Origin of the sequence: Flavobacterium sp. (genome assembly GCF_044348915.1) — a bacterium.
Classification (GTDB): domain Bacteria; phylum Bacteroidota; class Bacteroidia; order Flavobacteriales; family Flavobacteriaceae; genus Flavobacterium.
Genome location: NZ_JBIKRX010000050.1, coordinates 1 through 22,321, shown reverse-complemented (window position 1 = coordinate 22,321; position 22,321 = coordinate 1). Strand labels below are relative to the sequence as shown.

The window sequence follows — 22,321 nt, the reverse complement described above, 5'->3', positions numbered from 1 at the left end:
CACAAAACTTTGCTAAAATACGCTCAGTCATTGATACAACTATAAAAAATGGCCTAAATGTATTGGAAGCATTGGTAATAATAGCTAAATTTGAGTTTGAATTATAAACTGATTAGTTACAAAATAACTTGTGCGTTAATTTTAATGTTATTATTAGGCTAAAAGTTTCTTAGTTCGAAAATTAATTGTAATTTAGTAATCTCAACCAAATCTACTGTTTTCAATTTACTTTTTATTGGTGTTCACTGATTGTTCCACAATTAAAAAACAACCAAATGAAAAATTTATTTGAAAGATTCTATCGCTATGTTTCTACTGCTCTATTCGGCGGTAAGAGTACTAGTCATTATTAATCGGTCACTTTAGGTGATTGTAAACAAAGTAGAAGTATGGTATAAAAATACTTTGATTGTTCTAAAACGCATGTAAGATTCATTTGCGTTTTGTACCTTGAATTGCAATTTATAAAGACAAACTTTGTTCAAATAAAGTAATGTCGATTGCATTTTGCACATTAAATTCTCCAATTTTTGTTCTCCGCAACGCCGTAAGGTGTGAGCCGGAGTGCAGTCTTTGGCCAAAATCGTAGGCCAACGAACGAATGTAAGTTCCTTTGCTGCAAACTACTCTAAAATCAATTTCGGGAAGGGCAATACGGGTAATTTCGAATTCGTGGATAGTGGTTTTACGACTGGCTATTTCAACAGTTTCACCCGAACGGGCGTGCTCATAAAGACGGATTCCGTCTTTTTTTATTGCCGAAAAAACGGGTGGTTTTTGGTCGATTTCTCCCAGGAATTGTTTCACAGTCTCATGAATTAAGACTTCATCGATATGTGCTGTATCGAAAGTTTTGTCTATTTCGGTTTCTAAATCATAGGAAGGCGTCGTAGCTCCGATAAAGAAAGTTCCTGTATATTCTTTTGCTTGTCCCTGAAGTTCTGAAATTCTTTTGGTGAATTTACCGGTGCATACCAACAATAATCCGCTTGCCAATGGGTCAAGTGTTCCTGCATGACCAATTTTGAATTTTTTTGGAAGACCCACTTTATTGATTAAAGCATATTTCATTTTATTGACTGCTTGAAATGACGTCCAGTGCAGAGGCTTGTCAATTAAGATGATTTGCCCATTTAAATACTCTTCGGTAGACATTAAATGACAGTCAAGGGGTGAATGAAAAAGTGAATAGCTAACAAAACTAATCCCGCGATAATTCTATAATAGCCAAATACTTTAAAACCGTTTTTGGTCAAAAAACCGATAAATGATTTAATTGCTATTAGGGCAACAATAAAAGCGACAATATTTCCAATAACCAATATGTTGATTTGGTCGTCAGTCAATATCAACCCGTCTTTGTAGTAATCATAACATTTTTTAGCGGTAGCTCCCAACATCGTCGGCACTGCCAAGAAGAATGAAAATTCCGCAGCGGTGGTTCGCGATAATTTTTGAGACATTCCTCCAACGATCGATGCCCCACTTCTGGAAACCCCTGGAACCATTGCTAGGCATTGGAACATTCCTATTTTGAACGCTTGTAAATAACTAATTTCGTTTGATGTTTGTATTTCTTCAGAATCGGCGAACCATTCGTCAACTTTCAATAAGATAATTCCACCAATCAAAAGGGAAACAGCTACTGTTAAAGGGCTTTCTAATAAAGCATCGATTTTTTTGCTGAAAAGCAAACCAAAAACTACAGCTGGTATAAATGCCACTATTAATTTGAAATAAAAATCAAATGACTGAAAAAAGCGTTTGAAATACAATACTACAACCGAAAGTATCGCACCCAATTGGATGACAATCGTGAAGAGTTTGGTAAAACTATCATGCTCAATACCAAAATAGGAAGAAGCGAGAATCATATGGCCTGTAGAAGAAACGGGCAAAAATTCTGTTATGCCTTCAATAATGGCAATTATTATAGCTTGTAATGTGTTCATTTAATTTTAGATTTTAGAGTGCAGATTTTAGATTTTAGCGCTAACTGAACACTAATTCCGATAGCTATCGGAACTGAACACTGCTAACTATTTTTTAGGGTTTTTAAGAATAGCATAAATGGTGATTCCAAAACCTATTAAAACAGTGGTTGGTGCTAAGCGTATTCTTCTGAAGTTGAAAATTTCTTCGTTGAAAACGTTTGGGTCATCACTTCCTCCACCAGACATCAATATGAAACCTAGTGTTATGACAGCAATCCCGATAAGTAGAAATTTATAATTAACTTTTTCAAAAAGGAATTCGTGTTTTTGTTCTTCGTTTTTCATTATAATCTATTTTTTTCTGAACACTAGTATAAATCGTCGGTTCTTAAATTTAAAAAGCGTTGGGTTGCAAAATAAGTGCTTAGCCAAGTAATGAGAACTCCAAGTCCGAATACCACCAATAGAACAAGGCCTACCAATAATTTGTCATCAAGAATTCCAAGGCTAGGGAAATTAGTTTGCAAATATATCAAAACTCCTATTAATGCAAGGATGGCTAATCCTGCACCTAGCATTCCTAGTTTTATACTTCGCATTACAAATGGTTTTCTGATAAAGGCTTTTGTAGCGCCAACCATCTGCATAGTTTTGATAATAAAACGGTGAGAATAAATAGAAAGCCGCAAAGAGCTATTAATCAGTAATACAGCTACAACGGTCAAGAAACAGCTTATGATTAGAATCCAAAGACTTACTTTTTTGATGTTGTCATTGACCAAATTAACCAATTGTTTGTCATAAACAATGTCAGCAACCATAGGGTTTTTATGTAGTTGACGTTCAATTTTTGAGATACTATCTTTTTCTACATAATCAGCTTTCAAGAAAATATCATAGGAGTTTTGCAGCGGATTTGTACCTAAAAAGGTCATAAAATCTTCTCCAATAATATCAGTATGTTGCTTTGCTGCCGCTTCTTTCGAAACATAAACAAAAGATTTTGTAAATGGAGCTATTTTCAAATCTTTGGCAAATGCTTTTAGGATGGTGTCATTGGCATCGTTCTTAAAAAAAACGGTCATTGCAATTTCTTCCCTAAAATTATTGGCCAATTTTCGAGAATTAATTATAAAAAATCCTAGTGTGCCTAAAAGGAATAAAACTAAGAAAACACTTAATACCACTGAGAAATAGGAGGAAAGTAACCTGCGTTTTTGAAATTTATCAAATGAAGAAGCCATAGTTTATCGTAATTATGGGGTAAAAATAACAAAGAATTTCTTTATTTGAAGTTAATAACGCTCAAACTTTCAACTTTCGTACAATAAATGTAAATTTGCCCCATAAAAAATTAGTTAATAGCAAGCCGTTTTTGCTGGTTGTTGTTTCAACTTAATGTCAAAAACTTCTAACTTCTAACTTCTAACTTCTAACATTGAAATGAAATACAATCCGAACGAAATCGAAGCCAAATGGCAAAAACATTGGGCAGAAAATCAAACTTTTGCAGCCTCAAATACTTCCGAAAAGCCAAAATATTATGTTTTGGATATGTTTCCTTATCCATCTGGAGCGGGATTACACGTGGGGCATCCGTTGGGTTATATCGCGTCTGACGTTTATTCGAGATACAAAAGACATCGTGGTTTCAATGTTTTGCATCCAATGGGTTACGATAGTTTTGGTTTGCCAGCAGAACAATACGCTATACAAACGGGTCAACGTCCAGAGGACACCACTTCGGTGAATATTGACGGAGGAGTTGATAAAGAAGGAAATAAAATTGCGGGATACCGTAAACAATTGGACAAAATTGGGTTTTCATTCGATTGGAGTCGCGAAGTACGAACTTCGAATCCGGATTATTATAAACATACTCAGTGGATTTTTATTCAATTATTCAATTCCTGGTACAATAAAAATACTGACAGAGCTGAAGATATTTCGACCCTGATTTCTGTTTTTTCAATAGAAGGAAATGCGAATGTAAATGCAGTTTGCGACGATAATATTGTTAGCTTTTCGTCAAGCGAATGGAATGCCTTTTCAGCTGAGGAGCAACAAAAAATACTTTTACAATATAGATTAACCTACTTAGCCGAAACCGAAGTAAACTGGTGCCCTGGGTTGGGAACAGTTTTAGCCAATGACGAAATCGTAAATGGCGTTTCAGAACGTGGTGGTTTTCCGGTTATTCGCAAGAAAATGACCCAATGGAGTATGCGAATTTCTGCTTATGCCGAACGTTTGTTACAAGGTTTAGATACAATAGATTGGAGCGAAAGCATCAAAGAAAGTCAAAGAAACTGGATAGGAAAATCAGTTGGTGCGATGGTCGATTTCAGATTGCAGAATGCAGAAAGCAGTATTTCAGTTTTTACTACAAGACCTGACACGATTTTTGGAGTTACGTTTATGACTTTGGCACCTGAACACGAATTGGTAGCTCAAATCACGACTGCTGAACAAAAAGCAGAAGTGGAAGCCTATATCGAAAAAACAGCAAAACGTTCCGAAAGAGAGCGTATGGCGGATGTAAAAACCATTTCGGGCGTTTTCACTGGAGCCTATGCCGAGCATCCGTTTACCAAAGAACCAGTTCCAGTTTGGATTGGCGATTATGTTCTCGCAGGTTACGGAACGGGCGCTGTTATGGCGGTTCCTTGCGGCGACGAAAGAGATTATGCTTTTGCTAATTTCTTCAAAGAGCAAAACGGAATGCAGCCAATTAAAAATATTTTCGATAAAGACATATCCGAAGCGGCTTATGGCGCTAAAGAAGGTTTCCAATTGGTAGATTCTGATTTCTTGAATGGATTAGGATACAAAGAAGCGACGAAAAAAGTTATTGCAGAACTTGAAAAAATAAATCAGGGAAAAGGGAAAATCAATTACCGTTTGCGTGATGCGGTTTTCTCTCGCCAAAGATATTGGGGAGAACCATTTCCGGTTTATTATGTGAATGGCTTGCCTCAAATGATTGATGCGAAACATTTGCCAATCGTGTTGCCTGAAGTTGAGAAATACCTCCCAACCGAAGACGGATTGCCTCCATTAGGAAACGCGAATGTTTGGGCTTGGGATAGTGTTCAGTGTTCAGTGGTTAGTGTTCAGTTAATAGATAATGTGACAATATTTCCTTTAGAATTGAACACAATGCCAGGATGGGCAGGAAGTTCCTGGTATTGGATGCGTTATATGGATGCGCACAATGACGGAGAATTTGCGAGCAAAGAAGCCTTAAACTATTGGGAAAGCGTGGATTTATACATTGGCGGAAGCGAACACGCTACCGGACATTTATTGTATTCCCGTTTTTGGAACAAATTCCTGAAAGATAAAGGTTTTGCTCCCACCGAAGAACCCTTCAAAAAGCTGATTAATCAGGGAATGATTTTGGGAATGAGTGCGTTTGTTTATAGGGTTAATCAAAAACCAGATGTTTATGTTTCAAAAGGTATTGTTGAAGATTTTTTGAGTCAAGGTGAGTCTGGCGAAGCAGCGCAAAAGATATTGAATCTTACTGGCACTTCAACTCCAACTTTTAGTAAAATACATGTTGATGTTAGTTTTGTAAATTCATCTGATGAGTTAGATTTTAGTAAGTTTCGGAAATGGCAACCGGAATATTTACATGCGAAACCAATATTGGAAAAAGGCGATAAGTTTTATGTTGAAAGAGAAATCGAAAAAATGTCGAAATCCAAATACAATGTGGTTACTCCAGATGATATTTGCAACGAGTACGGTGCCGATACTTTGCGATTGTACGAAATGTTTTTAGGACCATTAGAGCAAGCAAAACCTTGGAATACTGCCGGAATTTCTGGGGTTTTTGGATTCCTTAAAAAATTATGGCGTTTGTATTTTGACGAAAATGGTTTAATTGTAACTAATGACGAACCAACCAAAGACAACTTAAAATCATTACATAAAACCATCAAAAAAGTGGCAGAAGATATTGAAGGGTTCTCTTTCAACACTTCGGTTTCGCAGTTTATGATTTGCGTGAATGAATTGCAGACTCAAAATTGTCATTCTCGAGCTATTTTGGAACCTTTGGCAATTTTGATTTCACCTTATGCGCCGCATATTGCAGAGGAATTGTGGAGTCAACTAGGAAAATCGATCTCGATTTCTACAGTTGCTTTTCCAGCATTAGACGAAAAACATTTGGTCGAAAGTAGCAAAGAATATCCGGTTTCTTTCAACGGAAAAATGCGTTTCACTATCGAATTGTCTTTGGATTTATCCAAAGAACAAATCGAGGAAATCATTATGAAAGACGAAAGAACACTAAAACAACTAGATGGAAAAACACCTAACAAAATAATCATTGTTCCTGGGAAAGTGATTAATTTAGTGGGATAAAATTTTAAAATTCCAAATTCTAGCGGCAACTGTTTGTTTGAATTTGGATTTTTTATGCAAATAATATATATGAAATAGTCTACAACATTAGCTATTTGTCACTCCGTAGGAGTCGCTACGACGCTTTACAGCGTGGCAAACGAGCCTGTTAAAATGGATAGAAATTTGGGGGTTTTTATTGAAATTTCCATTGCCATTGATTTTTTAAAGAATTTTTAACGGATGTCAAATTGACATTTTCTACTTTTGGTTCTATATTTGATTGAATACTTTTAAATAAAAAAAAATAAATTATGGGAATGGGATATATGATTTTGGCCGGTATGATAATGCTCGCCAGTTGGTTAGTAAGTTCAAGATTAAAAAGCAAATTCGAAGAATATTCTAAATTACATTTGCAAAACGGAATGAGTGGTGCCGAAATTGCCGAGAAAATGTTGGCTGATAATGGAATTCGTGATGTTCGTGTGATTTCAACTCCCGGGCAATTGACGGATCATTATAATCCGGTAGATAAAACGGTGAATTTAAGTGAAGCGGTTTATAATCAAAGGAACGCTGCAGCAGCAGCCGTTGCAGCACACGAATGTGGTCACGCTGTGCAACACGCTGTCGGTTATCAATGGCTTACAATGCGTTCGCAATTGGTGCCAATTGTAAATGTGGCGTCTTCTTATATGCAATGGATTTTGTTAGCGGGAATCTTGATGATAAATACGTTTCCTTCACTTTTATTGATAGGAATCGTCATTTTTGCTGCAACAACTTTGTTTTCGATTGTGACTTTACCGGTAGAATATGACGCAAGTAATCGCGCCTTGGCTTGGTTAGAAAACAAAAGAATGCTGACACAGCAAGAACAAGCCGGCGCAAAAGATGCCTTGAAATGGGCTGCAAGAACTTATGTTGTTGCTGCTTTAGGTTCGATTGCTACGCTTTTGTATTACATTTCTATTTATATGGGAGGAAGAAGAGAGTAGAAAAATCCCAAAACAGAAAGAAATTTCAAAATTAAAAATCCCAAATTCCAATGAACTATAAACTTATTGGAATTTGGTTTTTTTATGACTTTAATTTTGAAATTATACCAATTGTAATTTTAAAATGGTCTAATCCATTTAAAAATTTTACAATGGTTTATGCCGATAGACAATATATTGAGTACAATTTATTGGACTCTTATATATTGCTAATCGGTATTACCATTTCCTTAAATGGAGTTAAAACAAAAATTCCAAAAACCAACGCTGCGGTTGGAATTTGGAATTTTTAATTTTGGAATTTCTTAAATTTTATTTTCCTTTATTAGCTTCAGTTATGTATTTTTCTAATGCCATTGTCATCGACGGGGTTTCAGGTGTTGGAGCAAGAATGTCAATTCTTAATCCTTTTTCTAAAGCTGCTTTTTGTGTTGTGCTTCCGAAAACTGCAATTCTAGTATTGTTTTGTTCGAAATCAGGAAAATTAGTAAACAATGATTTTATTCCTGACGGGCTAAAGAAAGCCAAAACATCATAATAAACATCGGCTAAGTCAGATAAATCACTTACAACGGTTTTGTAAAAAGTGGCTTGTGTCCAATCTACTTTAAGGTTGTTTAAAGTTACTGGAGCATCAGGATTAAGTTGGTCCGAAGCAGGTAACAAAAACTTTTCGTCCTTATATTTTTTGATGAGTGGAGATAAATCGGCGAAATCTTTTGGGCCTACGTAAATTTTACGTTTGCGATAAACTACGTATTTTTGCAAATAAAATGCAATAGCTTCCGATTGACAAAAGTATTTCAATCCCTCTGGAACTTTGTAGCGCATTTCATCGGCCACTCTAAAGAAGTGATCAACAGAGTTTTTGCTGGTTAGGATAATAGCGGTAAAATTATTAAGATCAATTTTTTGAAGTCTAATTTCTTTTGCATTAACTCCTTCCACGTGGATAAATGATCTGAAGTCAACTTTAACTTTATGCTTATTTTGAAGTTCAAAGTAAGGGGAATTCTCCACTTTAGGCTCAGGCTGTGACACCAAAATTGTTTTCACTTTCATATTTGACATTTTCTAAGCAATACCTTTTGTAAACCAATAATACATGAAATAATACGGTGCTATTTCGAGAGCGCAAAGATATAAAATAAAATAAAACAACTTACTAAATATTACTTTTTGATAATTTTTTATTGACACTAAATAGGTAAAAACAATAGAAATCAGCACTATAGAAATTAGTGTTGTCATAAAATCCCTAGAAAATGAATCGTAATAAAACAGAATTATGTTTATTGGTAATAAGAATAACCCTATGTACGTTCGGAAAATTACTTTCTGAAGATTGAATTGTTCAATAACTTCTTCGATATTGAAGGCTGTTGCGATGATTTTTTCGATTAAAAATTTAGAAAAAACAAAATAAATCAGGAAAGTAATAATTTGGAGAAATAAAATCCAATCAGTTTTACTAGCATAACCATAATTAGCTAAGGCAATTTGAATAAAAAACGCGAAAGAAAGAAGTTGAACAAAAAATAATGCTATTGTAAAACTACTATTGAGATGGCTTCCGTCTTTGTACACATTGGTGTATTTGTCCGAATAAATCAATTTGGCAAATTCGGCAAATCGATTTTCAAAGGCCGCCTTTGTCAATGCAATGGTTGCAAACGAAATAACAAACAAGACTGTAGCCCAATCTTTGTTCTCGACAACCCTAAAATGAAGTATCGTATCAATCATATCACCGCAAAATTACTAATTTTTTATTTCATTTTTTATTTAAATTATTATTCTGAAAGTTATTGGAAACAAAAATGTCAATATACTGAAAGATTAGTGTAGTGGTAAAGCCAAAAATTGAGAAATATTAACTACGCATAGGAATGAAATGGGATAAAAAGTTTACTTTTGCGATGAAATTTCTCGAAATATGAATGATTGTATTGTTATAATTCCTACCTATAACGAAATTGAAAACATCGAAAGTATTATTAGGGCTGTGCTTTCTCAACACAAACCATTTCATGTCCTTGTTATCGATGACAATTCTCCAGACCATACTGCTGACAAAGTGACTTTGCTTCAATCTGAGTTTGCTGGAAGGTTGTTTTTAGAAAAAAGGGTGGGCAAATTAGGACTAGGAACGGCTTATGTGCACGGTTTTAGATGGGCATTGGAGCACAATTACAGCTATATTTTCGAAATGGATGCTGATTTTTCGCACAATCCGAATGACTTGGAGAGATTGTACGATGCATGTCATTTTGGCGGCGCAGATTTAGCCATTGGATCTCGGTATGTTACAGGAGTAAATGTCGTAAACTGGCCCTTAAGTAGAGTTTTGATGTCTTATTTTGCATCGGTTTATGTGCGATTTATTACTGGAATGAAAATTCATGATGCCACGGCAGGATTCATTTGTTATAAAAGTGAAGTTTTGGTTGGAATCAATTTAGATAAAATAAAATTTGTGGGCTATGCTTTTCAAATTGAAATGAAGTACAGGACTTTTTGCAAAAACTTTGATATTGCAGAAGTACCTATTATTTTTACAGATAGAACAAAGGGGCAATCTAAGATGAGTTCGGCGATTTTTAAAGAAGCTGTTTTCGGGGTTATTGCTTTACGAATTAAAAAATTATTTAACACCTTATAAAAAGAGACTTAACATGAATAGGGTTTTAATCAAAAACGCCAAAATAGTAAACGAAGGAACTATTTTTGAAGGAGATGTTTTAATAGAAAACGATCTGATTGTTGAAATTGCTGAGACTATTAGTGCAAAATCTTCCTCTTGTAAGATTATTGATGCCGAAGGGAATTACCTAATTCCTGGTGCAATTGACGATCAAGTACATTTTAGAGAGCCTGGATTGACTCACAAAGGCGATATAGAATCCGAATCGAAAGCGGCAGTTGCAGGAGGAATTACTTCATTTATTGAACAGCCCAACACGGTTCCGAATGCGGTGACCCAAGAAATTTTAGAGGAAAAATATCAAATTGCTGCCGAGAAATCCTATGCGAATTATTCGTTTATGATGGGTGCAACCAATGATAATCTAGAGGAAGTTCTAAAAACAAATCCGAAGAACGTTGCCGGAATTAAAATATTTTTAGGCTCATCAACTGGAAATATGCTGGTGGATAATGAACAAGTTTTAGAAAAGATTTTTTCGAGTACTCCCTTGCTTATAGCTGTGCATTGCGAGGACGAAACAACTATTAAAAATAACTTAGAAAAATTTAAAGCCGAGTTTGGCGAAGATATTCCCGTAACTGCTCATCACCTCATTCGAAGCGAAGAAGCTTGCTATCTTTCTTCTTCCAAAGCGATTGCTTTGGCTAAAAAGACGGGTGCTAGATTGCATGTATTTCATCTTTCGACGGCCAAAGAAATGGAATTGTTTACCAATAAAATTCCATTAGAAGAGAAAAAAATTACAGCCGAAGTTTGTATTCATCATTTGTGGTTTACTAATGATGATTACGCAGCCAAAGGCAATTTCATCAAATGGAATCCGGCGGTAAAAACTGCGGATGACCGAAGTGCTTTGTGGGAAGCTCTAAATGATGGTAGAATTGATGTGATTGCAACCGATCATGCGCCGCACACTTTAGAAGAAAAAAAACAACCTTATTCGAAAGCACCTTCTGGTGGACCTTTGGTGCAACATGCAGTCGTAGCTATGTTTGAAGCCTATCACCAAGGGAAAATCAGCATCGAAAAAATCGTTGAAAAAATGTGCCATAATCCGGCAAAACTTTTCAAAATTGAAAAGCGCGGCTTTATCAGGGAAGGTTATTATGCCGATTTGGTTATTGTAAATTCAGGATTGCCGTGGAGTGTTAAGAAAGAGAATATTTTGGCAAAATGTGGTTGGTCGCCTTTTGAAGGATTTACTTTCAAATCTAGAATCACGCATACTTTTGTAAACGGACAATTGGTTTATTCTCCTTTCAAAGTAAAAGATATTCGTGCTGGAAAACGATTGTTATTCGATCGATAATTTATAGAAATGAAGCAAATCTTACCATTTTTTATAATATTGGTTATTCTCGCTGGCTGCCAAAAGGAGTTGGTGAAAGAGCCAAAACGACTCATTGACAAAGAAATAATGGTGGATATTATCTATGATTTGTCGCTTTTAGACGGAATGAAAGTACAAGATCCGACACTTATAGATTCATTGAAAATCAGTCCAAACCAATACGTATATAAAAAATATAAAATTGATAGCGTTCAATTTGCTCAGAGTAATATCTATTATGCGGCTGATTCCAAGGAGTACGAAAAAATGTACAATCAGGTAAAAGCTCGTCTCGAGAAGAACAAAGTCGAGATTACAGCTGCCGTAAAAGCAAAAGCCAAGAAAGATAGTTTGGTGGAAGTTCGCAAGAAGAAGCTTAAACTTAAAAAAGAAGCCGATTCAATAAAAAAAGTAAAGAAAGAGTTGAAAGCTAAAAAAGAATCTGACTCACTCAAAAAGGCAAATAAAATCAAAACTTCTCCATCAAAAGATTTGCAAAAGAAAACCAATAAATAAGGTTTTATAGGCTTGAAATCTCTCTAATGTAAAGATGGATGTCAGTAAAATCTATTAACAACTTATCTTTAATTTTCTTGTTTGAATACTCGCTTTTAGAATACGAAGCAATAGCTGTCGCACGGTCTAGTTTTCTTTTGGTTCGAAAAACATTCGAAAAAAGCCAATCAATTCGAGACAAAACGTTTGTTATAAAAGGATTGATATAAATCGAAGGTCTTTTTGTTTTGAGGGCATCTGCTATAGAATTGAATAAATCTTGGTAGGCTATGTTTTCAGAAATGAGCGTAAATCTCTCGTTCTTGACTTCACTTTTCATCAATTGAACCATAATTTTCACCACATCAGTAACAGCAATAATTCCGGTTGTCCCTTTGGAAAAAAATGAAAAACCGTTTTCAATTTTTTTGAAAAGAATTCCACTACCTTGGTCCCAAATCCGTGGTCCTAGAATTACTCCGGGATTTACAATTATGCTGTTTAGTCCTTCTTGTTGGCCCCTCCAAATTTCCATTTCCGCACCGTATTTTGAAATGGCATAATCGCTATGGGGCTTTTCGGGATTCCACTCAGTTTCTTCGGTGATGATTTTTTCGTTTTCTTTTAAATCCCCAAGTGCCGCAATGGAACTTACGTAACAAAGTTTTTGAACGTTTTTAGCTATACAGAAATTGACAATATTAGCGGTTCCCTCGATGTTTGTTTTTCGTATTACATTTTCATCTTTTGGGTCGAACGAAATGAAGGCGGCACAGTGATAGACATATTCAATATTTTCGAAGGCTATTTCTAAGGAAGGAATGTCTAGAATATCGGCTTGAACCCAATTTATTTTTTCGAATAATTTTTCTTTTTTGTGAATCGAAAATAGGGATTTGGTTTTTTGGATGGTGTCGGATTTTCTATATATGGCGCGAACAGTTGCGTCATTTTCAATTAAATGAAGTAGTAAATGCGCGCCGACCAAACCTGTTCCTCCTGTAACTAAAACCATTTTGCGAATTTACGAATTAGGAGTTACGAAATACGATTTTTGTTTTAGAAATTGAAATTGCCATTACAATTGTTGTTGCCATTGCTTTTCGAATTGTTATCTTTGCTCACGCAAAGCCTTAAAGGCTGAATTGACGAAAGTAAATTGATTAGAAAGATGAAAAATTTTATTGAAGAAGTAACTTGGAGAGGGATGCTTCACGATGTTATGCCGGGGACAGAAGAACATTTGATGGAAGAAATGCGCGTGTCTTATGTTGGGATTGACCCAACTGCCGATTCTTTGCATATAGGACATTTGGTGGGTGTTATGTTATTAAAGCATTTTCAGTTATCGGGGCATAAACCATTGGCGTTGGTTGGTGGAGCAACAGGAATGATTGGAGATCCTTCTGGAAAATCGAACGAGAGAAATTTACTAGACGAAGCGACTTTGCGACGCAATCAGGAAGCGATAAAAGGGCAATTGGCTCGGTTTTTAGATTTCACTTCCGATGCACCAAACGCAGCCGAGTTGGTTAATAATTACGATTGGATGAAGGATTTTTCTTTTCTGGATTTTATTCGTGATGTTGGAAAACATATTACGGTGAATTATATGATGGCCAAAGATTCTGTAAAGAAACGTTTGTCTTCAGAAGCTGCCGAAGGAATGTCTTTCACTGAGTTTACCTATCAATTGGTTCAAGGATATGACTTTTTGCATTTGTATAGAGATAAAAAATGTACATTTCAGATGGGTGGAAGTGACCAATGGGGCAATATCACTACGGGGACTGAATTGGTTCGAAGAATAGCGAGTGGGAAAGCCTATGCGTTGACTTGTCCTTTGATTACAAAGGCCGATGGAACCAAGTTTGGAAAATCAGAAGGAGGTAACATTTGGTTGGATTCGGCCAGAACTTCACCTTATAAATTTTACCAATATTGGTTGAATACTTCCGATGTTGATGCTGAAAAATACATCAAGATTTTTACCTTTTTATCCAAAGAGGAAATCGAAGATTTGACCGAAAAACACAGAGAAGCACCACATTTGCGTTTGTTGCAAAAACGTCTAGCCGAAGAAATTACGGTGATGGTGCATTCTAAAGAAGATTTAGAAAACGCCATAAAAGCATCAGGAATTCTTTTTGGAAATGCTACTGCTGATGATTTAAAACAATTGGATGAAGCCACTTTCTTAGAAGTTTTTGATGGTGTACCTCAAGCTGAAATTGCACTATCTGAAATCGAAGCTGGTGTTAATATTGTTGATGTTTTAAATGAAAAAACAGGGTTCTTGAAATCGAATGGGGAAGCAAGACGCGCTTTGACTGCGAATTCTATTTCGGTTAACAGAGAAAAAGTTACTGAAGAATTCGTGCTTTCGACCAAAGATTTAATCAACAACCAATTTGTGCTTTTGCAAAGCGGTAAGAAAAATTATTTTGTGATTCGGGTTAAATAATTTTATAACTTTACTTGAAATAAATGAAAGCTATGGAAACTCAATTTTTGACTGACGAAAATGGAAATAGAACAGCGGTTGTATTATCCATTAAAAAATACAATAAATTGATTGAAAAATTAGAAGATCTTGAAGATGTGCGTCTTTATGACGAAGCCAAAAGAGAAGATGATGGGTATCGTATTTCATTTGAGGATTATATGAAAACAAGAGAAAGTAAAAAGGCGAATGTATAGCATTGATTTTTCTAAAAAAGCACAAAAGAAACTCGATAAGTTGTCAGATGCCATTGCTGAGCCAATATTATTTGCAATTGGGAGTCTTTCGAACAACCCGAGACCTCAAGGCTATAGAAAGCTAAAAGGCCGAAAAGGGTACAGAATACGTGTTGGGGATTATAGGGTAATTTATGAAATTTTTGATGAAGTCCTGCTAATTGATGTGATTGATTTAGGTCACCGAAAAGAGATTTATGAATGAAAGAATATGTAAATAGGGTTTAGAGACGCGCTTTTGTGCGTCTTTTTTTATTCCTTAAAGTTTATTTCTACTTTGTTAGACGAGAAATATCCTTCAATAAAATTAGGGTTATCTAAAATGGCTTTAAGTTCTGTAGGATAAAGTCTGTCACCATATTCTTTTTTCAGTAAAGTCAATCCTATTTGGAGCGAATAAATTGATTTTTCGTCCAGGTAATACTCTAAATCTTCGTTTTTAGTGTAGCGGATTTTATTCCAATATAGTTTGTATGTAAACTGTTTTATTTCTTTTGGTTTTAAAGTAAAAATAGCCTTTAGCAAGTCTTTGTTTTTCTTTTTCCAAAAATATAAAGAATCAGCTTTCCATTTTTGTATTTCTAATTTTATAGAATCATTATTTATGTTTCGAAGTTCTGTCTGGGCTTTTTGGGTACTACCAATAAATCGAGCAGGAGATCTTCTTGGTGTGATTAATTGCGAAACTTCAGTTGGATTATTTTCTTGAAACAAAAGGTACGTAGGCTTGTATTGCATTGAGCTAAATGTGCTTGGAATTAAACTTTTAGTGTTTAAGAAAAATGAAACTTCCCTATTCGTTAGGTTTTCTATGTGATAAATGATAGTAAATTCTCTATCTAAAAATTCAGATGAATCTTGTGAGTTGATGTAATCGATTTTTATTTCTAAAGGCTTATTTTGTGCGGAAATCGAAAAAGCTATAAAAACTAAAAGGTGTGGAATTCTCATTAAGTGTTATTTGCTAGATATCAACGAAGTATTAGACGAAATATTATAAAACCATCAAATTGCACCCTCTAATATCCGAATTATCAAAACGTCCCAATACTTCGAAAGAATTGTTGGGATTTTTTTTGCCCAAATCTTGGGTCGCTATAAAAGAACAAGAATTGATGTTAGCCAGATCAATCACATTGATTCCGCCTGTTTTTCCATCGGAGACATAAGTCAAGGCATCTTCGGTGTCGCGAACAAGAATTTGCATCCAAGAAGGACATTCAAACACACCATTTCCTAACGAATAGGCTTGCGAAAGCAATTCGGTCATTCCGTATTCAGAATGGATGGCTGTCACTCCAAAGCCTTCGCACAATTGTTCGTGCAATGCTTCTCGAATCATTTCCTTGCGTCTTCCTTTCATTCCGCCAGTTTCCATAATAATGGTATTAGTCAACTGAAATTTTTGTTTTTCAATTAAGTCTAGTAACGCATAAGTAACACCAATTAAAATCACTTCTTGTCCTTCGCTGTCCAAACGGATTAACTTTTCGATAAGTTCTTCGTGGTTGTGAAGATAGTATCCGCTTTCGGGATTTTGGGTCATTTGAATTAAATCTTCGACCATATAAATCAAGGATGAGCCCTCACGTTCTAAATAGGATGGAAGTAAAGCCAAAACAACATAATCCTCAATGTTGCCATAGAATTGCGAGAATCCTTTGCGATAGCTTTCTTCATATAAAGAAACGTCTGTAACAAAATGCTTGCTGGTTACAATTCCGGTAGTTCCGCTGCTTGTAAAGATTTCCTGAATTGGGTTCAAAGCTCCAGAATCATTGGAGACCACCTTGTGAGATTTGAAAAATTGAATAGGCAAAAAAGGTATTTGCTGCAATGATTTTACCTTTTGAGTATCTGTTTTAAAAAAATCACAAAATTCTTTGTAGACAAGGTTGTTTTCATACTGAAATCGAAACACTTTGAGCGCTACTTTTTCAAATTGCTTTTGGTTAGAAATAGTGAATATGTCTGGAATTGAATTCAAGAAGTCTTTTTTGCAAAGGTAAAATTATTTGTATGATTTTGTCATTTCGATTCCGAAACATCGGGAGAGAAATCACATTTGTTGCTGACATTTGTTGCTCCTCTCGGTCAATGACATTAAGGTAAGGAATTTTGTCGATGATTTTGTTCATTCTGACGAAGGAAGAATCTCAACAATTGTGAGCAACGTACACGAGATTACTTGGTCTGTTCGCTGTTGCTCGAGTTTTCCTTCGTCAGAATGCAAACAAAAAAAACTCCAACTTTTGATTGGAGTTTTTAAAGAATATAAATTGAAAACAACTGTATTTTGAAAAAGTTGAGTTATTTTATAACCAGTTTTTTGGTATCGGTTTTTCCGTCTTCTGAGATTTTTATAAAGTGAACACCTCCTTTAAGGGCTGAAACATTCACTGCATTATTTGAGGTTTTCGAATTTAATACTTGTTTTCCCAAAACATCAAACATAGCAATTGCTTTTTCGCTTGTACTATTTGAAGTAATGTACAAAGTGCCATCTGTAACTGGATTTGGATAAACATTAAGCCCTGCTATAGTGTTTTGGATAAGCCCTAAATTAGCTTCAGTAACGCTAATGATAAAATTATCAATAGCATACATTCCATTACTACCAGCATCATTCATGTCGGTCCATTTTATCCACAAATTAGTACCGTTAGCCCAATTCAATCCTGTGATAATATGGGAAATATTAGTGTAATTAGAGGCTAAATTTCCGTTAACTGCTGCGTTAGATGCGGCTGCTGTAAGTTTTTCTTTTAGGTCCAATGCGGTAACTGCTGTCCAAGTTCCTGAACTTAGACTTGTGGCATCTGTGCTGTATGAAAAAGCAATAGTTTCATTTACAGCAGCATTTCCAGACTGTCTCCATTGTTCCATCCTAGTTTGAATCGAAATTTTTGAAATAGTGCCGGTTGTATTATTTTGAAAAACAGCTCCAAAGGCAGCAACTACAGTAGCATCTGCGAGAGTTCCAAAAGCCCTATCTTCAGAGCTGGAAGTTGTAGTGCCAATATTATACACATTTCCGGAATTTGTATTTCCATCAGATAATTGCATTGTTAATGTTGATCCGTTGATAGTATTAATAGCGGTCCATCCGGGAAGAAAAGCAGTTTCGGTAGCGCCCATTCCGTCGAAATTCTCGCTGTAAGGAACATTTACTCCGATAAGAGGGATAGGTGTTTGTCCAAATGATAAAGAAGCTAAAAAGATGAATGATAAAGTGTAAATTTTTTTCATAAGTTATGATTTAGAATTGAATAACAAATATAGTAAGTAATTTCATTACGCGAAAAAATAATGTTAAAAATATATGCTTTTTATCGGATTTATTCGCTTTTAATCGATAATTATAAACAAATAGCTACAAAATATGTAGTAAAACGTTAAAAAAATCTATCCAAAGGGGATGAAGTTTAAAAAAAAAATGGAATTGCCTGAAAAGTTATTAGTCAGTTTTTGTAAATTATTAATTTTCCAATATGCGTATTTGAATTTTTAGTGTTTTATACAATAGTAGGATTTAGCTTTTTTTGTTCAAAAGTGTTGCACAGGTAAAACATCGCCTTCTCCTTCAAGAAATCAATGTAAAAAAATCAATAATAAAGAATACCTTATCTTACAATAAGTTTTCTAGTAGCAGTAGCCTGCTCCTCGTCTATTTTGATAATATAAACACCAGGAGATAGGTTGGAAATGTTTAACTCTTTTGAAGTCAGCGTAGTTTGAAGCACTTTTTTCCCGAGAACATCGAAGATGATGATGTTTTTGTCCGAATCATTTTTTGAAGTTATATATACTTTGCCATTACTCACGGGGTTAGGGTACAAGTTCAACCCTTCGATAACCGTAGTTTCTTGAAGTTTGGATTGTTGCTTAGCTTCTTGAGCTGAAAGACTCAGAGTAAAGAAGAAACCCAATAAAAGAGTAATATAAAAGTAATTTTTAGCCATCATTTCGATTTGGAATTGTAAAGGTATGAAAAAACATTTCAAATTGTATACCAAGAATGTATAAAAATACGTTATTCTTGTTTATTCAAAAGTAAAAGGCTTTACAGTTAGGGTTTTTATATCATTAATTTGAAAAATTAAGCACGGCTAAAGGCTTGCTAATTTTCGAAATATTACTAAATTGTTTGTGCTATATTACCAAATTGTTAACTTATAAAATCAGTTTATCACTTACCATAGTTTTGTTTTATCTTTACACGTACAAACAGGTATTGTTTTACTATGAAAAAACGAAACACAAAAATATTATTGGTCGATGATGAGCCAGATATTCTAGAAATTGTCGGTTATAATCTCGCTCAAGAAGGCTATCAGATTTTCACGGCTTCGAATGGTAAAGAAGCTATCGCCACAGCAAAAAAGGAAGAACCAGACTTAATCATTATGGATGTAATGATGCCTATAATGGACGGGATGGAAGCTTGCGAAATGATTAGAAAAATTCCTGAATTGAATAATGTGATCATCACTTTTTTGACTGCGAGAAGTGAAGATTATTCTCAAGTTGCGGGCTTCGATGCAGGAGCGGATGATTATATTACCAAACCAATTAAGCCAAAAGTTCTCGTCAGTAAAGTAAAAGCATTGCTAAGAAGATTGAAAGAACAAGAAAAAAGCAGTGAAACTATTAATGTTGGTGGTATAGAAATCAACCGAGAAGAATATCAAATAGTAAAAGATGGTCTTGTGATTGCTTTGCCTCGTAAAGAATTTGAACTGTTTTATTTATTAGCTTCTAAACCCGGGAAAGTGTTCAAACGCGATGAAATTCTGGACAAAGTTTGGGGTAATGAAGTGGTAGTAGGTGGAAGAACTATTGATGTGCACATCCGTAAACTTCGAGAAAAAATAGGAGAAGATTTCTTTAAAACCATAAAAGGTGTAGGCTATAAATTTGAAGTATAATTTTTGTGTTAAATTTGCGCAGAACTTCGACTTCAAAAAGAATGAAAATAAACTTCCAAAAAACCCATAAGTTTGCTGTAATTTCAGCGCTTTATCTAAGTATTTTTACTTCATTTTGTGCTATTTTTTTCATCAAAGCACTATTTAACCCAAAGCAAAACTTATGGCTTTTTGGGTTTGTTATTTTTGTAGTTATTTATATTTTCTCCTTTATTTTACTACAATACAGAGTAGAAAAGTTTATTTATAGGAAGGTAAAAAAAATATACGACGATATTTCGTTGTTAGAATCCAGTACTTTTATCAATCAGCCCATTACAACTGATATGGAAGCATTGACTCGTGAGGTGAGGAAGTTTGCCACCGACAAAAAGCTTGAAATCGAAATGCTCAAAGTTCGTGAAAAATACCGTAGAGAATTTTTAGGAAATGTATCTCACGAACTTAAAACACCTTTGTTTACTGTTCAAGGTTATATTTCAACCCTGCTTGATGGGGCGATGGAGGACAAAAACATTCGAAAGAAATACCTAAAACGTGCTGAAAAAGGAGTCGAAAGGCTAATCTATATTGTAGAAGATTTAGATATGATCACCAAATTAGAATCGGGTGATTTGAATTTGGAAGTTTCGGAATTTGATATTGTGGAATTAATCCAGAATGTTTTTGACTTATTAGAAATGAAAGCCGACAAAAAGAAAATCACTCTGGCATTCGAAAATTATCATATTCAGCCCATTTTTGTAAAAGGAGACAAAGATAAATTGCAGCAGTTGGTCGATAATTTGATTGTTAACTCTATCAAATATGGTAAAGAAGGCGGTACGACCGAAGTTAGTGTGATCAATCTTACCAAAAGAAAAGTTCTAATTCGAATTACAGATAATGGCGAAGGAATTGAAAGTCAAAATCTTCCCCGAATTTTCGAACGCTTCTATCGAGTAGATAAAAGTGGTGCTCGTTCGGAGGGTGGTTCAGGATTAGGGCTTGCTATCGTTAAACACATCATCGAGGCTCACAAAGAAAAGATATATGTGGAAAGTGAGTTCGGGATTGGTTCTGAATTTTCATTTACACTACATAAAGCTAATGTAATTAGTAAGACTACAGATAAGGTTTAGTTAATAGTAGTTCAAAATCGGTTTTTCGGTTAAGTTATTGAAAATGAAAATAATAAAAAATAATCTTCCACGCTATCTTTATCTGCGATGTTAATTTAAAATCAAGACACGTTTAATTTATTATCAAGTTAATGTTATGTTAACATTAGCTTAACATTGTAACGTACCTTTGCAAAAAAAATAAACCTCAATAATGAAAAAGTTTTTATTTGCAAGTTTGCTGTTTGTATCATTTGCAACCAAAGCCCAAGATGTCAAAAAAGAAGATATCAAAAAAGAAGTAGTACGCCTTATGGATTCTATCAACGCCGTAAATAAGGAAAAACAAGCGGAAAAAGATAAGTTAGTAACAATAGAAAAAGCCGATAAAGAGAAAGTCGACAAAGAAGCTTGGTACAGTAAAATTTCTATTCGTGGTTATGTACAGGTTCGTTACAATGGATTGTTCTCAACAAATGATAAAGTCGCTTGTGAGCAATGTGATAGATCTTGGGGGACAACTTCAACCACTCCAGATGCAAAATCGAATAATGGATTTTTTATAAGACGAGCTCGTATTATATTTTCTGGACAAGTACTCCCAAATGTGTATTTTTACATTCAGCCTGATTTTGCTAGTTCTCCTAGTTCAGGAGTGAATCATTTTGCTCAACTTAGAGACGCGTATGTTGATGTTTCCTTTGATAAGAAAAAGGAATATAGAGTTCGAATTGGCCAAAGTAAGGTTCCTTTTGGTTTTGAAAATATGCAGTCCAGTCAGAACCGTTTGACATTGGATCGTCACGATGCAATGAATAGTGCTGTTGCCAATGAACGTGATTTAGGAGTGTTTTTTTATTGGGCTCCAGCCGAAATCAGAGAGCGTTTTGCAATGCTGATAAAAGATGGCTATAAAGGTTCGGGAGATTATGGAGTGTTTGCTTTTGGGGCTTACAATGGTCAAACAGCGAATAAAACTGAAGGTAATAGAAATTTACACGTGGTGAGTAGAATAACCTATCCTTTTGTTATTGGAAATCAAATTATTGAGCCAGGTATTCAGGCTTATACAGGAAAATGGGCATTCTCAAACGAATTGTCAACAGGTGTGACCACGCCAAATAAACAAAACACATTGGATCAAAGAGTAGGAGCTACTTTTGTATTGTATCCAAAGCCATTTGGTATCCAAACTGAGTACAACTTTGGGAAAGGACCACGTTACGATAAGCTCACCAATACGGTTCAAGCAACAGATTTGCAGGGAGGTTATGTCACTTTGAACTACAAGTATGATGTGAATTTAGCCAAACATCATTTTGTATATCCATTTGCAAAATTCCAATATTATGATGGTGGAAAAAAACACGAAAAAGATGCAAGAAGTTATATCGTTCGTGATTATGAGTTGGGAATAGAATGGCAACCATTTAAGGCATTTGAATTGACAGCAGAATGGGTAATTGCTGATAGAACTTTCGAAGATAGTGCTCTTAAAAACAATAGACAAATAGGCAATTTATTAAGATTGCAAGCGCAGTTCAACTTTTAGTTTATAACACATAATCCTTATAGAAGCTGTTTCAATGATTTTGAAACAGCTTCTTTTTTTAAATAGTCATTCCTTAAGAACCCACTTTTTGAGTTTTTAGATTTTTTACCAAAAATACATCTGCAAAAATAAGCAGTAAAAATTCGAGCCAAAGAACAATTTGCTCTTTGATTTGGTTGAAT

Annotated in this window: 24 protein-coding genes; 12 read left to right on the top strand and 12 right to left on the bottom strand. The window is 34.9% G+C overall.

The genetic code is table 11. The features are described from left to right. Window positions 1–462: 462 nt before the first annotated feature. The 4 genes from truB to ACIQ1E_RS09640 form a co-directional block, all read right to left on the bottom strand. Window positions 463–1,155: a tRNA pseudouridine(55) synthase TruB gene (gene truB, locus ACIQ1E_RS09655; protein ID WP_396170936.1), complete on the bottom strand. Its 693-nt coding sequence runs from the start codon at window positions 1,153–1,155 to the stop codon at window positions 463–465. Continuing rightward, window positions 1,155–1,952 (bottom strand): undecaprenyl-diphosphate phosphatase, encoded by a 798-nt coding sequence (locus ACIQ1E_RS09650; RefSeq protein ID WP_396170934.1) that lies wholly within the window; start codon window positions 1,950–1,952, stop codon window positions 1,155–1,157. Before ACIQ1E_RS09650 ends, truB begins: the two co-directional genes overlap by 1 nt. Before the next feature lie 87 nt (window positions 1,953–2,039). Next, on the bottom strand, window positions 2,040–2,279 hold the full coding sequence (locus ACIQ1E_RS09645) for a DUF3098 domain-containing protein (RefSeq protein ID WP_396170933.1): 240 nt from the start codon (window positions 2,277–2,279) through the stop codon (window positions 2,040–2,042). A gap of 23 nt (window positions 2,280–2,302) precedes the next feature. Beyond that, window positions 2,303–3,178: a cell division protein FtsX gene (locus tag ACIQ1E_RS09640; protein ID WP_396170931.1), complete on the bottom strand. Its 876-nt coding sequence runs from the start codon at window positions 3,176–3,178 to the stop codon at window positions 2,303–2,305. 199 nt (window positions 3,179–3,377) lie between these two features. Between ACIQ1E_RS09640 and ACIQ1E_RS09635 the strand changes: the two genes are divergently transcribed. From ACIQ1E_RS09635 to ACIQ1E_RS09625, 3 genes are all read left to right on the top strand, one after another. Then, a complete protein-coding gene (locus ACIQ1E_RS09635; RefSeq protein ID WP_396170929.1) occupies window positions 3,378–6,308 on the top strand; it encodes a leucine--tRNA ligase in 2,931 nt (976 codons plus the stop codon). Between the two features lie 293 nt (window positions 6,309–6,601). Then, complete coding sequence (locus ACIQ1E_RS09630; RefSeq protein WP_396170927.1) at window positions 6,602–7,288, top strand: zinc metallopeptidase; 687 nt, start codon at window positions 6,602–6,604, stop codon at window positions 7,286–7,288. 50 nt (window positions 7,289–7,338) lie between these two features. Further along, a complete protein-coding gene (locus ACIQ1E_RS09625; RefSeq protein ID WP_396170925.1) occupies window positions 7,339–7,581 on the top strand; it encodes a hypothetical protein in 243 nt (80 codons plus the stop codon). Window positions 7,582–7,600: 19 nt separating this feature from the next. Here ACIQ1E_RS09625 and ACIQ1E_RS09620 read toward each other — a convergent pair whose 3' ends face one another. Together ACIQ1E_RS09620 and ACIQ1E_RS09615 are read right to left on the bottom strand one after the other, a co-directional pair. Continuing rightward, entirely contained in the window at window positions 7,601–8,350 is a 750-nt protein-coding gene (locus tag ACIQ1E_RS09620; RefSeq protein WP_396170923.1) for a uroporphyrinogen-III synthase, read from the bottom strand. A gap of 12 nt (window positions 8,351–8,362) precedes the next feature. Further along, window positions 8,363–9,034, bottom strand: coding sequence for a DUF4271 domain-containing protein (locus tag ACIQ1E_RS09615; protein WP_396170921.1), 672 nt, complete (start codon window positions 9,032–9,034; stop codon window positions 8,363–8,365). Window positions 9,035–9,224: 190 nt separating this feature from the next. Between ACIQ1E_RS09615 and ACIQ1E_RS09610 the strand changes: the two genes are divergently transcribed. The 3 genes from ACIQ1E_RS09610 to ACIQ1E_RS09600 are packed head-to-tail and all read left to right on the top strand — an operon-like array spanning window position 9,225 to window position 11,841. Then, complete coding sequence (locus ACIQ1E_RS09610) at window positions 9,225–9,950, top strand: polyprenol monophosphomannose synthase (RefSeq protein WP_396170919.1); 726 nt, start codon at window positions 9,225–9,227, stop codon at window positions 9,948–9,950. Between the two features lie 13 nt (window positions 9,951–9,963). Next, window positions 9,964–11,304, top strand: coding sequence for a dihydroorotase (locus ACIQ1E_RS09605; RefSeq protein ID WP_396170917.1), 1,341 nt, complete (start codon window positions 9,964–9,966; stop codon window positions 11,302–11,304). 9 nt (window positions 11,305–11,313) lie between these two features. Further along, window positions 11,314–11,841: a DUF4296 domain-containing protein gene (locus ACIQ1E_RS09600; RefSeq protein WP_396170915.1), complete on the top strand. Its 528-nt coding sequence runs from the start codon at window positions 11,314–11,316 to the stop codon at window positions 11,839–11,841. 4 nt (window positions 11,842–11,845) lie between these two features. On the opposite strand, the gene ACIQ1E_RS09595 is transcribed toward ACIQ1E_RS09600, so the two are convergent. After that, window positions 11,846–12,835 carry an NAD-dependent epimerase/dehydratase family protein gene (locus tag ACIQ1E_RS09595; RefSeq protein ID WP_396170913.1) on the bottom strand — a complete coding sequence of 330 codons (990 nt, stop codon included), beginning with the start codon at window positions 12,833–12,835 and terminating at the stop codon, window positions 11,846–11,848. A gap of 156 nt (window positions 12,836–12,991) precedes the next feature. Between ACIQ1E_RS09595 and tyrS the strand changes: the two genes are divergently transcribed. Genes tyrS through ACIQ1E_RS09580 form a run of 3 tightly spaced genes read left to right on the top strand, consistent with a single transcriptional unit; the run spans window position 12,992 to window position 14,764 of the window. Next, window positions 12,992–14,284 carry a tyrosine--tRNA ligase gene (gene tyrS / locus ACIQ1E_RS09590; protein WP_396170911.1) on the top strand — a complete coding sequence of 431 codons (1,293 nt, stop codon included), beginning with the start codon at window positions 12,992–12,994 and terminating at the stop codon, window positions 14,282–14,284. 32 nt (window positions 14,285–14,316) lie between these two features. Further along, entirely contained in the window at window positions 14,317–14,520 is a 204-nt protein-coding gene (locus tag ACIQ1E_RS09585; protein WP_396170909.1) for a hypothetical protein, read from the top strand. Next, window positions 14,513–14,764, top strand: a complete 252-nt coding sequence (locus ACIQ1E_RS09580; RefSeq protein WP_396170907.1) for a type II toxin-antitoxin system RelE/ParE family toxin — start codon at window positions 14,513–14,515, stop codon at window positions 14,762–14,764. Before ACIQ1E_RS09585 ends, ACIQ1E_RS09580 begins: the two co-directional genes overlap by 8 nt. A gap of 47 nt (window positions 14,765–14,811) precedes the next feature. On the opposite strand, the gene ACIQ1E_RS09575 is transcribed toward ACIQ1E_RS09580, so the two are convergent. From ACIQ1E_RS09575 to ACIQ1E_RS09555, 5 genes are all read right to left on the bottom strand, one after another. Further along, entirely contained in the window at window positions 14,812–15,510 is a 699-nt protein-coding gene (locus ACIQ1E_RS09575) for a hypothetical protein (protein WP_396170905.1), read from the bottom strand. A 43-nt stretch (window positions 15,511–15,553) separates the two neighbouring features. After that, the gene (locus ACIQ1E_RS09570) at window positions 15,554–16,546 is read right to left on the bottom strand and encodes an acyl transferase (protein WP_396170903.1); all 993 of its coding nucleotides are present in this window, start codon (window positions 16,544–16,546) and stop codon (window positions 15,554–15,556) included. Beyond that, window positions 16,512–16,697, bottom strand: a complete 186-nt coding sequence (locus tag ACIQ1E_RS09565; RefSeq protein ID WP_396170901.1) for a hypothetical protein — start codon at window positions 16,695–16,697, stop codon at window positions 16,512–16,514. The genes ACIQ1E_RS09570 and ACIQ1E_RS09565 overlap by 35 nt, the downstream gene beginning before the upstream one ends. Before the next feature lie 172 nt (window positions 16,698–16,869). Beyond that, window positions 16,870–17,808, bottom strand: coding sequence for a T9SS type A sorting domain-containing protein (locus tag ACIQ1E_RS09560; protein ID WP_396170899.1), 939 nt, complete (start codon window positions 17,806–17,808; stop codon window positions 16,870–16,872). A gap of 374 nt (window positions 17,809–18,182) precedes the next feature. Beyond that, on the bottom strand, window positions 18,183–18,521 hold the full coding sequence (locus tag ACIQ1E_RS09555; RefSeq protein ID WP_396170940.1) for a T9SS type A sorting domain-containing protein: 339 nt from the start codon (window positions 18,519–18,521) through the stop codon (window positions 18,183–18,185). 282 nt (window positions 18,522–18,803) lie between these two features. Between ACIQ1E_RS09555 and ACIQ1E_RS09550 the strand changes: the two genes are divergently transcribed. From ACIQ1E_RS09550 to ACIQ1E_RS09540, 3 genes are all read left to right on the top strand, one after another. Continuing rightward, window positions 18,804–19,487, top strand: coding sequence for a response regulator transcription factor (locus ACIQ1E_RS09550; RefSeq protein WP_396170897.1), 684 nt, complete (start codon window positions 18,804–18,806; stop codon window positions 19,485–19,487). A gap of 41 nt (window positions 19,488–19,528) precedes the next feature. Continuing rightward, the gene (locus ACIQ1E_RS09545) at window positions 19,529–20,608 is read left to right on the top strand and encodes a sensor histidine kinase (RefSeq protein ID WP_396170895.1); all 1,080 of its coding nucleotides are present in this window, start codon (window positions 19,529–19,531) and stop codon (window positions 20,606–20,608) included. A gap of 193 nt (window positions 20,609–20,801) precedes the next feature. After that, window positions 20,802–22,139, top strand: coding sequence for a porin (locus tag ACIQ1E_RS09540; protein ID WP_396170893.1), 1,338 nt, complete (start codon window positions 20,802–20,804; stop codon window positions 22,137–22,139). Window positions 22,140–22,321 lie beyond the last annotated feature (182 nt).

What these genes read in the sequence shown, in the direction of transcription:
- truB (WP_396170936.1), bottom strand. Translation starts at nt 1,155, where the DNA reads ATGTCTACCGAAGAGTATTTAAATGGGCAAATCATCTTAATTGACAAG.
- ACIQ1E_RS09650 (WP_396170934.1), bottom strand. Translation starts at nt 1,952, where the DNA reads ATGAACACATTACAAGCTATAATAATTGCCATTATTGAAGGCATAACA.
- ACIQ1E_RS09645 (WP_396170933.1), bottom strand. Translation starts at nt 2,279, where the DNA reads ATGAAAAACGAAGAACAAAAACACGAATTCCTTTTTGAAAAAGTTAAT.
- ACIQ1E_RS09640 (WP_396170931.1), bottom strand. Translation starts at nt 3,178, where the DNA reads ATGGCTTCTTCATTTGATAAATTTCAAAAACGCAGGTTACTTTCCTCC.
- ACIQ1E_RS09635 (WP_396170929.1), top strand. Translation starts at nt 3,378, where the DNA reads ATGAAATACAATCCGAACGAAATCGAAGCCAAATGGCAAAAACATTGG.
- ACIQ1E_RS09630 (WP_396170927.1), top strand. Translation starts at nt 6,602, where the DNA reads ATGGGAATGGGATATATGATTTTGGCCGGTATGATAATGCTCGCCAGT.
- ACIQ1E_RS09625 (WP_396170925.1), top strand. Translation starts at nt 7,339, where the DNA reads ATGAACTATAAACTTATTGGAATTTGGTTTTTTTATGACTTTAATTTT.
- ACIQ1E_RS09620 (WP_396170923.1), bottom strand. Translation starts at nt 8,350, where the DNA reads ATGAAAGTGAAAACAATTTTGGTGTCACAGCCTGAGCCTAAAGTGGAG.
- ACIQ1E_RS09615 (WP_396170921.1), bottom strand. Translation starts at nt 9,034, where the DNA reads ATGATTGATACGATACTTCATTTTAGGGTTGTCGAGAACAAAGATTGG.
- ACIQ1E_RS09610 (WP_396170919.1), top strand. Translation starts at nt 9,225, where the DNA reads ATGAATGATTGTATTGTTATAATTCCTACCTATAACGAAATTGAAAAC.
- ACIQ1E_RS09605 (WP_396170917.1), top strand. Translation starts at nt 9,964, where the DNA reads ATGAATAGGGTTTTAATCAAAAACGCCAAAATAGTAAACGAAGGAACT.
- ACIQ1E_RS09600 (WP_396170915.1), top strand. Translation starts at nt 11,314, where the DNA reads ATGAAGCAAATCTTACCATTTTTTATAATATTGGTTATTCTCGCTGGC.
- ACIQ1E_RS09595 (WP_396170913.1), bottom strand. Translation starts at nt 12,835, where the DNA reads ATGGTTTTAGTTACAGGAGGAACAGGTTTGGTCGGCGCGCATTTACTA.
- tyrS (WP_396170911.1), top strand. Translation starts at nt 12,992, where the DNA reads ATGAAAAATTTTATTGAAGAAGTAACTTGGAGAGGGATGCTTCACGAT.
- ACIQ1E_RS09585 (WP_396170909.1), top strand. Translation starts at nt 14,317, where the DNA reads ATGGAAACTCAATTTTTGACTGACGAAAATGGAAATAGAACAGCGGTT.
- ACIQ1E_RS09580 (WP_396170907.1), top strand. Translation starts at nt 14,513, where the DNA reads ATGTATAGCATTGATTTTTCTAAAAAAGCACAAAAGAAACTCGATAAG.
- ACIQ1E_RS09575 (WP_396170905.1), bottom strand. Translation starts at nt 15,510, where the DNA reads ATGAGAATTCCACACCTTTTAGTTTTTATAGCTTTTTCGATTTCCGCA.
- ACIQ1E_RS09565 (WP_396170901.1), bottom strand. Translation starts at nt 16,697, where the DNA reads ATGAACAAAATCATCGACAAAATTCCTTACCTTAATGTCATTGACCGA.
- ACIQ1E_RS09560 (WP_396170899.1), bottom strand. Translation starts at nt 17,808, where the DNA reads ATGAAAAAAATTTACACTTTATCATTCATCTTTTTAGCTTCTTTATCA.
- ACIQ1E_RS09555 (WP_396170940.1), bottom strand. Translation starts at nt 18,521, where the DNA reads ATGGCTAAAAATTACTTTTATATTACTCTTTTATTGGGTTTCTTCTTT.
- ACIQ1E_RS09550 (WP_396170897.1), top strand. Translation starts at nt 18,804, where the DNA reads ATGAAAAAACGAAACACAAAAATATTATTGGTCGATGATGAGCCAGAT.
- ACIQ1E_RS09545 (WP_396170895.1), top strand. Translation starts at nt 19,529, where the DNA reads ATGAAAATAAACTTCCAAAAAACCCATAAGTTTGCTGTAATTTCAGCG.
- ACIQ1E_RS09540 (WP_396170893.1), top strand. Translation starts at nt 20,802, where the DNA reads ATGAAAAAGTTTTTATTTGCAAGTTTGCTGTTTGTATCATTTGCAACC.